Consider the following 10593-nt stretch of genomic DNA (forward strand, 5'->3'; position numbering starts at 1 on the left):
TGGTGAAAATTATACTTTTTTCCATGACCTTACCGGGAATCATCATATTTTTCCTGCCGCTTACCAATATTAATGCGGCGGCAGGATATTATGGAAGTGAACCTGCTGATATTCAGTTTTCAGTAGCATTATTCTATGCAGGATATGTTGGGTTTTACTGCCTGGAAAGACGGTTTTTCAGTTTTTTGGCTGCAAAAGAGTATTTTCTCATATTTACGACTTTACAGATTGTAGCCTGCCTTATCTGTTATTTTACCCGTGAAGTGTATGTCCTCTTTCCGGTACGTTTTCTTCAGGGAATGCTGTTTGCAGGGAATGTAAACCTTTCTTTAACATTAATTTTTACAAGATTGAGCAGTGAAAGAGGGAGAGAAATCAGCTTTTCCGTATTTTTTGGAATCCTGATCTGTGCATTGCCATTTAATAACCTGATTACAGCTGATCTTATCGATTCTTATAATTTTAATATTGTTTACAAAACAGCCATATTCTCCTACCTGCCGGGACTTATTTTTCTGACTCTGGCGATGACGAATTACAGACCCAATGTGAGGTTTCACTTGTATAAACTGGATTGGCAGAGCTTTGCTGTTTTCAGTACCATTTTAGTGTTGGTAGGGTATATTACCATTTTCGGGCAGGAATATTATTGGCTGGAAGATAACAGAATTCTAGGAAGTGTAGCCATGATTATAGTCTTAGCAGGAATATCAATTTTCCGTCAGAATTCGATTAAAAGGCCTTATATAGACCTTCGGATTTTTAAATACAGGAATTTTAAAGTAGGACTGTTAATTCTCTTTGTCATGTACATTTGCCGTTTCGCTTCAGGAATTACCAACAGTTATTTTGCGACAGAGCTGCATTTGGACCCTTTTTATATTTCTTATATCAATATTTTTAATCTTTCAGGATTGATTATTGGAGTGATCATTGCCTGTTGTATGGTTTTACAGAAGAAAAAAATACAATATGTCTGGGCACCCGGCTTCCTGATGTTATTGCTGTTTCATGCCTTGATGTATTATTCATTTGATGTACAGGCCAATGAATTTAATTACTATATTCCTTTATTCCTTCAGGGGTTGGGAGTTGGATTAATTATGGTTCCTACAATTATTTTCATCATATCATCTGTTCCTGCCTCTATTGGGCCATCTGCTGCGGCAATTGCTTTAGCCATTCGTTATTTTGGTTTTTGTGCCAGCATTGCATTAATCAATTTCTTTGAACTTTTTGAAAAAAGCCGTCATTACAATGCATTTCAGGATCACGTAACGGCAATTGATCCCTTTGTAAAGGATTTTCTTCATAAGCAGACTGCTAAACTTACCGCCAAAGGCATGCTTGAAGACCAAGCGGTGAAGGCTTCTAATAAATTATTGGTAGGAAGACTTAATGTTCAGGATCACGTGCGTTTTGCAATGGATTATTATGAAATGATGATATGGCTTCTGGCTGGAACTCTGCTGTTAATCCTTCTTTTTCCATATTTGAACCGTACAGCGCTTTATTTGAAATCCCGCAGGTTATCTCCTGCATAACAGTAATGTAAAAAGTATAGCTTATTAGCTAATTTTATAGTGAGAGTGCTGAGGCTGTCTTTTTGAAGGCAGTCTCTTTAGTTTTGTTGATGAAAAAGATAAATGATGGCCGAAACTGTCTGTTTTTTGTCATTGCAGCCAGGTAACATTCTCTGTACATTTGCATCATAAAGATTGAGATATGGAAAATGAAGCACAACAAACAGGAATAAAGAACATTGTAATTTTGGTCTTACCTCAGGTTCAGTTATTGGATGTTGCAGGTCCCTGTGATGTGTTTACAGCAGCCAATCTCTTTTTGCCGGATGATAAATCCGGTTTGAAATATCAGGTTCATCTGATATCAGGTACTTCAGATAAAATAATATATTCCAGTTCAGGAATTCCTTTATCCTGTACCCATACTATTTATGATGTTGATTTTTTAGCAGATACTTTGTTGGTTGCCGGTACAGATTTGGGAACATTGGATGATATTAATCCTGATCTTTATTCTTATTTACAGAATATCATGGGAAAGGTGAGACGGATAGGCTCTGTCTGTGTAGGAGCTTTTGTTCTGGCCCAGGCAGGGCTATTGAAGGGAAAACAGGTGACTACTCATTGGAAATATGCTGATATGCTCCAGCGAGCTTATCCCGATCTGAATGTGAATGTTAATCCATTTTTTATTCAGGATCAGGGAATATATACTTCTGGAGGTGTCTCGTCAGGAATAGATCTGGCACTGGCATTGTTGGAAGAGGATTTTGGAAAACCCATTGCGTCTGAAGTGGCCAAACACCTTGTTTTGCATTTGAAAAGACCTGGTGTGCAGTCTCAGTTTGGAAATGCTATTTCTGACTATGAAATGCTATCTCCCTTCACAAAGGAAATCAGAGACCTGCTCAAAGATAAGCTTGGGCAGTCCATTAGTATAGAATTTATGGCAGAATCAGTACATATGAGTATCCGTAATTTCTTCAGGGTATTTTTAAAAGAATCAGGAATGACGCCCGGAAAATTCCTTGAAAAAATGAGACTGGATCAGGCTAGAAATATGTTAGAATATACAGATATGAGTATCGATATGATTGCGGAAAAATGTGGTTTCAGTAATAGTATTTCCCTTCGACGGTTATTTTTGAAATATCTTTCTATTTCTCCTTCACAATACCGGAAAACCTGTAACGGAACAGAATAATTTTTTTTCATTTTTTTAATGAGGAAAGCTGATAATCAATTATCAGCCAGAGATTTTATGCCTTTATCTAAACAAATAATTTTAAGAATATCATTATGAATGAACAGCAAAAAAAGAAAACAATGAATGTAGCATTTTTGATTTACGATCAGGTAGAAGCCCTTGATTTAAATGGTCCTCTGGATGTTTTTATTAAAGCTGATGCAATCGCTGCAGGAAGCTATCACTGCTATACCATTGGAAAGACTAAAGATGCCGTATTCATGGAAGCCAATACGATGTCAGTTATTCCAACATATGATCTGAAAACAGCTCCTCAACCGGATATGATTGTTATTCCTGGCGCCAATCCTGACCGTGTGGTGGAATATCTGGAAGATGATGATTTCCAGAATACAGTGATACAATGGATAAAAGATCAGTATTATAACGGAACTATTGTTTTCACAGTGTGTACGGGAAGTATGCATTTATCAAAAACAGGAATACTGGATCATCATGAAATTACTACCCATTCTATGATGTTAGATGCTTTGGAGCAACATAATACTGAAAGTGCAGTGAAAAGAGGTGTCCGTTTCATAGATCAAGGGCAGTTAATTACTACAGCCGGAATTACAGCCGGAATAGATGCGGCTCTGTATCTGGTAGGAAAACATCATGGGCCGGAACTTGCAGATACGATTGCGAAGATTTTTGAATACCAACAGCAGAAATTTAAATACTAATTACACTAATTTCTCACAAATCACACCAATCATAGCTGTATTTATTATTAAAAATAGCCTTCCATCAGGATAGTACAGGGGTATTTCTGAAAGAATCTGCATGATCTGCGAGAGATTTTAAAAGGAGTTAGTATTTGAATTTGACAATGAATAAAGTTTCGGCGGGCCAAAGGCCCGCCGAAACCCAATTATAAAATATTTAATTTATAAAACTCCACTCTCCAATATGGAAAAAGTTCGTTCAATACAATTGATTTCTGCCAATTTTCCATACGGAATGGTGAAAGTAGGGCAGGTGTGACCAAAATCCATTTGGGTAATAACCGGCAAATCATATAAACCTTCTTCATCCAGAACTTTTAATAATTCAGTTTCATATTCTTCAGCATAAAGATTGTCATAGGGTCTTCCGAAAATAATTCCTTTGGCATTTTTTAGAATCCCTGTTGCAGCGTAATTTCTAAGCCAATATCTTACATAATCAGGATGGGGTTTACCTTCTGAGGTTTCAAAAAACAGGATACAGTCTTTCCATATTTCAGAATCTGGCCAGTAATCCGTTCCCTTAAGCATTTCCAGAACTTCCATACAGCCACCAATCAATGGCCCCTTAACAATAGATTTTCCTCTGATAAAACGCCATCCTGACGATGGAGTTAGTTTTCTTTTTATTTCTTGTAAGGAAGGATCAAACCAGTCAAGAAATTCTGTAGTCCAGCCTTCTGAGTTGGGATGGATCTGCCCAATAACTGAAGGAGAGAACAATGTACGTTTTATATCTTCAATCTGATACTTATGCATGGAATGATTCTCTGCAAAGCCCACCAATAGGGAAGTGCCATAAAATGAACTTAAACCAGCTTTCAGACAGATAAAATGCGTAATGGTGCTGTCAGAAAAACCCAGAAATATCTTGGGATTATTTTTAATAATAGAAAGGTCAATATATTTTAGAATCCGGATGCTGTCATCTCCACCAATATTGGAAATAACAGCTTTGACGGAAGGGTCTGAAAAAGCTTCCATAAGATCATTCGCCCTGGCTTCCGGATGATTATAAATCCATTGTGCCGATCGTAGCGCATGTGAAGTTTCGGTAACGTCCAGATTAAAAATCTGATTCAGTCGTTCTTTACCTTTTAAATACCTGTGTGGAAGATCACCGGCAGCACCCCAGGACATGGAAATGCTTGCCACTTTATCACCATCAACTAATCTTTTGGGAGTAATTAATTTCATAAATATTGAACTGCAATAAAAACAGAAAAAATGTTTGAGAATGATTTAACTGTTTGGAAAATAAATTAATAATACCTTTTGTAAGGCTATTCTGTTCAAAAATAGAACATCTTTATAAGAAATCCAATGATAAACAGTAAAAAAAGTAGGGTAAGAAACTTTGACTTTCTATTTGCAAGTTTTCATTCATAATGAGATTCTTTAGGACGATGGTATAGTTTGTAATTTTTGAAGAAAAAATATTTTTCATAATTAATTTATAAACAGATATTTGCTGATTGGGAGTGAAAATTTATGATAAAAAAGTCTAAAAAAGCTTGGGTTTAAAGGAGATTTTCCTATCTTTGCAGTCCCTTAAATAAAGGGATTTACTTAAAAAAGTAAGTGGCCGACTCGGTAGCTCAGCTGGTAGAGCAATACACTTTTAATGTATGGGTCCTGGGTTCGAATCCCAGCCGGGTCACAAATAAAAAAGAACTGCTATTTTAGTAGTTTTTAAAGAAATAATTTACTTGAAAAAGTAGGTGGCCGACTCGGTAGCTCAGCTGGTAGAGCAATACACTTTTAATGTATGGGTCCTGGGTTCGAATCCCAGCCGGGTCACAATAAAACGAACTGCTGTTTTAGTAGTTTTTAAAGAAGTAATTTACTTGAAAAAGTAGGTGGCCGACTCGGTAGCTCAGCTGGTAGAGCAATACACTTTTAATGTATGGGTCCTGGGTTCGAATCCCAGCCGGGTCACAAATAAAACGAACTGCTGTTTTAGTTTTTAAAAGAAATAATTTACTTGAAAAAGTAGGTGGCCGACTCGGTAGCTCAGCTGGTAGAGCAATACACTTTTAATGTATGGGTCCTGGGTTCGAATCCCAGCCGGGTCACAATATAAAAAGAACTACAATTTTGTAGTTCTTTTTATTTGCAATATATTTCATGACCGTAGCATACCGCATCTGATCTTGATGCTTTCATCTTTTATCCCATAAAATCCATTCTTTTTTACAGGTGATAAGCCGTTACAGAATTAATTTAAATCTACAGATATATAAAGATGCAATAATATTTATTGCCTGAATGGAAAAAATATGTAACAAATTGAGTTTTTAAATAGTCTTATTAGGAAAGATATAGATATGGTATTCCTGAGAAACCGCATTAATATTTTATCAATTTTTTTTCATAGTAAAGTGAGTTTATATAGAAATTGATAATATAAATTATGTATATTTATATCATAGATTGATAATGACAGAAGATATAACAATTCTGTTTAAGCTATAAAATATGAATAGGTAGGTATAGGTAGATGCAATAGGAAAAAGATAAAAGAGATTCAAAAATTGATCGTTATTAAAAGTAATACAACATATACAATATCTCTGAGAAAGATGATGATCTGTGTGGTGAACATGGGGATATTGTTATGTATTTTATCATGTAATAAAAATTCTCAGGACAAAGAGAAAGAAAATTTTGATTCTGTTTTACTAAAAAAAAATACCGAATTACAGCTTTCCGGTGAATATGAAAAACTTATTGAACTGAATATCGGTTATTTAAAAAAAGCAGCTAAAATGCAGTACAAAGAAGGTAAGGCTCTTTGCTATCTTAATATTGCTGAAATAAATATTTCTACTGAAAATTATGAAAAAGCGCTGATTCTTCTTGAAAAAGCCGGAGAAAACCTGAAAGATTCAGAAAGCGGTTATCATAAAGCGGTGCTGTATGATGATTACTCTCAATACTATTCCTATTTAAATTTAATTGATAAGGGGATCATGTACAATAATAAAGCGTTTTATTACATAAAAAATGCAAAAGAATCAGCACTTACAAAGAAACTCCTTCCAAGGCTCTATCTGACCAGAGGAATTTATTTTGCCAGAAAAGGATGGTTTGGAACCTCTTTGAAATGTATTATGAAGGGAAATAAACTTGAAAATTCGGTATATAGCAACTGTATGGTAGCTCAATACTATTTGATAAGGCATCAGTTAGATTCTGTCAGAGTATATATGGCAAAAACCAGTGAGATGATGCACAAGCAGAAAGTAAGTGATGTGGAATCTTTCTGGGTATATTCTGCAATGGGATATTATTACTATGAGATTAATAATAGTGATGAAGCCGAAAAAGCATTTCAGAAGGCACTGGAAATGAATATAAAGACTGACCGTACATATTCTTCGAAAGTATATTTTGTTTACAAAGCACTTGCAGAACTGTACAAAAAAAAGAATGACGGAGGCAAAGCTTATTATTATTTGAAAAAATATATGGAGGAGGAAAATAGGATGGCGACTGCAAGAATGGCTGCAATGAACAGATCTACGGAGAATTTTATTTCTGAGATAAAACCAGAATCTGACTGGCATAGAAACGATTTACCTTTAGCCATTGCTCTATCTATTACTGCATTAACTATTTCCGGGATATATGTTCAGAGGACAATTAAAACCCAAAGGTTAAAAAAGAGAGCTTTAAAGCAAGAAACGGAAGAATTAAAAAGCCATGTTAGAGCAAAAATGCTGAAAGAAGTTACTGAGCTTGCCCAAAAAAATGATTCCTCATTTCTGATGAAATTTAAAGAACTATACCCAGATTTTATCAGCTCTCTTTTAAAAATTAATCCGGATCTTGAAAACTCTGAACTAGCATTTTGTGCAATGCTGAAACTGCATTTCTCATCCAAGGAAATTGCAGATTATACTTTTGTGCAGCACAGATCTGTTCAACAAAAAAAATATAGAATAAGGAAAAGGCTTAATATTTCAGGAGAAGAAGATATTTATGATTTTTTTGATAGAATAAGCAATTAATAAATGATAACCCATGTTGTTATACACAATTAAAAAAAATGTAATATCACTTCATCAAAAAAGTCAGTTTTAAATCTTAATTTTTACAAAAATTCAGCTAAAGGAACCGTATCATGATTCGTATTTTACTTTCCATTGTCTTCATTATTCTGATGTCTTGTAGTCCAGATTCAAGGGAGTATGAAAAAAGTTTTGATATTCCTTTAATGAAACAAAACGAAGAATTCAGACTTGCTGGTGAGTACGATTCTCTGGTTAATCTTAATAAGAGGTACTACAGAAAAGCACAGAAAATGGGATATAAAGATGGTAAGGCTTTATGTTATATTAATTTGGCAAGAGTTAATATATCCCTTGAAAATTACCAGAAAGCCAATATTCTTTTCAGTGATGCTCAGGAAATTCTGGAAGATTCAGACAACACTTTGCATAAAGCTATATTTTATAATTATTACGGACGGCTCAATTCTGAACTGAAAAGGATTGATAAAGCATTTGAATACAACAATGAGGCATTGATTAATGCTGAAAAAAGTAAAGATTCTGAATTAAAAAGAATAGCCCTTTATAATGTTTATACCCAACAAGGAGATTATTATACTCAAAAAAAGAATCCCAAAGCTGCATTGGAATATTTTCAGAAGGCAAGAAAACTTGATCAGACCGGTATAGCAGATTGTGCCATAAGCGATTATATATACATGCACAAAAATAAAGATTCGGCCTATAAGTATATAACCAATGCTTATGATAAAATGATTCTTAGAAAAAGAGAAGATGCTGTTGCACTTAATATCCATACCATCATGGGGGAGTACTACCTTTATTATAATGAACATGATAAAGCAGAAAAAGAATTTCTAAGGGCTCTTGAAATTGATAAGAAAACCAGACGTATCTTTGCTCAGTATACAAAATATATTTATAATGATCTGAGAACTTTATATGAAGCAACAGGAAATAAAGAAAAGGCCTATTTTTATCTTAATGCTTATACCGAAGCAAAAAATAAAACGAACGCAGCAGTACTGGCAACCATTAATCAGGACATGGAATCCTTTATCACAGAAGCAAAAACTGATGCGAAAAAACATAAAAGCAAGGCGCAATGGGTTGTTTTTCTGTCTTTTGCTGTGCTTTCCCTATTAGCTATATATACCTGGAGAATTATCGATACGTTACGAAAAAGAAAAGCCGTTCTGAAATCAGAGGCTGAATATCTGAAAAACAGAATTAATGATAACAGCCAGGAAGAACTCATTGAAATGGCTAAGAAAAACGATCCTGAATTTCTTTCCTGTTTTAAAGAAGTATATCCCGGATATATAGATAAGCTTCTAGCCATCAATCCTGGTCTTGAAACATCAGAGCAGGTTTTCTGTGCAATGCTGAAGTTACATTTCAGTTCTAAGGAAATTGCCAATTACACACTTGTTCAGCATAGGACTATCCAACAAAAAAAATACAGGATCAGAAAAAAAATGAATATTCCAACAGAAACTGATATTTATGTTTTCTTTGATAGTATAAAATAATTAGGAAGACTCCCTTTTTCTAAGGTTTAAATTAAAGCAAAAAAAAACTGCCTGAGTCATCACGTCAGACAGTGTTTTCGAAATGTTTTTTTTCGCCACCTGAATTTTCTTAGCGGTCTTGGTTCAAATTTGGAAATTTTCATCCAAATAATAAAAAATAGGTCTACTACACGAATACTACAGTTGTTTGATTTTGTGTCAATCACCTGTTTGTCAGTAGTTTATATTTTGTTTTATTATTAATTTGAAATTTGTACAAATTAGGTGTTGGTACTAGAAAATAGGTTTTTAAGTCTCGCACATAAGTGAAGCAAGAGAGAATTTCTATAATAGTTTCCTAATACCGTTTAAATGTAATCTCTATGCTTGTTTTGTCATTCTAGAAAATATCTACATGTTTATTGGTTAGTTTAAGTTTCTGATATATAATTATTTATTGAGGTGTTGTATGAGTGTAGTAGGCTGTTTTTTTACTTTTTTCAATTAAAGATATAGATTTGCAGAAGCCTCTGAAGTATGATTCTGTGAGGATCAGCATTAAAGATTATATAAAATAATACAAACACAAGTTAATCATGAAATAAAAATACAAATGGGGGCTCTGGTAATAAAATCTACCGGAGATAAAAAGTAGTATTTGTTTTAGTTGGGAAATAGCTGTCTCAATATTTGAGGCAGCTATTTAATTCTCAAAGTATTTATTGAGGATATTTTTAACCATATTTTAAACACAAATGATGGAAGAAAGGACGTCCTATATTGTAAGCAATATGTTTTCTGAAATGTTGGCTGATAAAGCAATGTTACAGTAAATGAAACCTCTACCATTATATAAGAAAAGAAAAAAACACAAATGGATCTCCCCAATCTGGATCTTAAAAGGAGAGAAGAAATATTTATTTTCGAGGGAAAAATGGCTGTCTCAGATGAGGCAGCCTTTTTTATTATAAAAGGAAGCTTGAAATTACTGAATATTAATAACCTGAAGCTTTTAAACCTAAGTTTTGTATTTGCCTCATTTTATTTTAAATGTCCGGAAAAAAACTCAAGCATTGTTGTTAGGGATGTCTCAGAATGCATTTGTTCTCCATTTTCAAGAGACGCTTTGGTTGCCATTGCTGCCCTTGTCCGCATATTGATTTCATACTGGGAAATAGCCTTCTGTAGAGTATTATAACAGTTATTTGTTAAATGTTCACTGAGTTCCAGAGCATCCAGCATTGCCATATTGGCTCCTTCTCCGGCAAATGGAGGCATTACATGGGCTGCATCACCCATTAAGGTGATATTGGATTGTGTTTCCCAGGTCTGGTCTAATGGCATAGCATAAATAGGACGGGGTATGAAAGGAGGAATGGCATTTTCAAACAACTCGTACCATATTTCATTCCATTCAGGATATTTAGTTTTAAACCATTGAAGAACTGCTTTACTATCAGAGAAATCCAGTCCGGAATTGACAGCCCAGTCTTCATCAGCTTTAAAGCTTGCATAAAACCCCAGATCACCATTGCCTTTCTGCCCCATCAATATATTTTTGGAATTTCC

Annotated in this window: 7 protein-coding genes and 4 tRNA genes; 9 read left to right on the plus strand and 2 right to left on the minus strand. The window is 34.4% G+C overall.

Translation table 11 applies throughout. The features are described 5' to 3' along the window. Positions 1-2: 2 nt before the first annotated feature. The 3 genes from BBH99_RS03375 (at position 3) to BBH99_RS03385 (ending at position 3455) form a co-directional block, all read left to right on the plus strand. Positions 3-1544 carry an efflux MFS transporter permease gene (locus tag BBH99_RS03375; protein WP_083188724.1) on the plus strand — a complete coding sequence of 514 codons (1542 nt, stop codon included), beginning with the start codon at positions 3-5 and terminating at the stop codon, positions 1542-1544. Between the two features lie 181 nt (positions 1545-1725). Beyond that, positions 1726-2727: a GlxA family transcriptional regulator gene (locus tag BBH99_RS03380; RefSeq protein ID WP_066692021.1), complete on the plus strand. Its 1002-nt coding sequence runs from the start codon at positions 1726-1728 to the stop codon at positions 2725-2727. Positions 2728-2822: 95 nt separating this feature from the next. After that, the gene (locus BBH99_RS03385) at positions 2823-3455 is read left to right on the plus strand and encodes a DJ-1/PfpI family protein (RefSeq protein ID WP_066692023.1); all 633 of its coding nucleotides are present in this window, start codon (positions 2823-2825) and stop codon (positions 3453-3455) included. A gap of 204 nt (positions 3456-3659) precedes the next feature. On the opposite strand, the gene BBH99_RS03390 is transcribed toward BBH99_RS03385, so the two are convergent. Beyond that, positions 3660-4694 (minus strand): S66 family peptidase, encoded by a 1035-nt coding sequence (locus BBH99_RS03390; RefSeq protein WP_066692024.1) that lies wholly within the window; start codon positions 4692-4694, stop codon positions 3660-3662. Positions 4695-5084: 390 nt separating this feature from the next. Here BBH99_RS03390 and BBH99_RS03395 point away from each other — a divergent pair. The 6 genes from BBH99_RS03395 to BBH99_RS03420 all read left to right on the plus strand — a co-directional run bounded on the left by BBH99_RS03395 (position 5085) and on the right by BBH99_RS03420 (position 9045). Beyond that, positions 5085-5157: transfer RNA gene (locus BBH99_RS03395), tRNA-Lys, on the plus strand. 67 nt (positions 5158-5224) lie between these two features. After that, positions 5225-5297, plus strand: a tRNA-Lys gene (locus BBH99_RS03400). 65 nt (positions 5298-5362) lie between these two features. Beyond that, a tRNA-Lys gene (locus BBH99_RS03405) sits at positions 5363-5435 on the plus strand. A gap of 64 nt (positions 5436-5499) precedes the next feature. Continuing rightward, positions 5500-5572 (plus strand) — tRNA-Lys (locus BBH99_RS03410). 459 nt (positions 5573-6031) lie between these two features. Continuing rightward, complete coding sequence (locus tag BBH99_RS03415) at positions 6032-7510, plus strand: tetratricopeptide repeat protein (protein WP_123872976.1); 1479 nt, start codon at positions 6032-6034, stop codon at positions 7508-7510. A gap of 113 nt (positions 7511-7623) precedes the next feature. Next, positions 7624-9045: a tetratricopeptide repeat protein gene (locus BBH99_RS03420; protein ID WP_066692028.1), complete on the plus strand. Its 1422-nt coding sequence runs from the start codon at positions 7624-7626 to the stop codon at positions 9043-9045. Between the two features lie 1020 nt (positions 9046-10065). Here the strand turns inward: BBH99_RS03420 and BBH99_RS03425 are convergent. Continuing rightward, on the minus strand, positions 10066-10593 hold a 528-nt coding region (locus tag BBH99_RS03425), incomplete at its 5' end, for an FAD-dependent oxidoreductase (protein ID WP_185111031.1).

The organism is Chryseobacterium contaminans, assembly GCF_001684955.1.
In the GTDB taxonomy this organism is placed as follows: Bacteria; Bacteroidota; Bacteroidia; order Flavobacteriales; family Weeksellaceae; genus Chryseobacterium; species Chryseobacterium contaminans.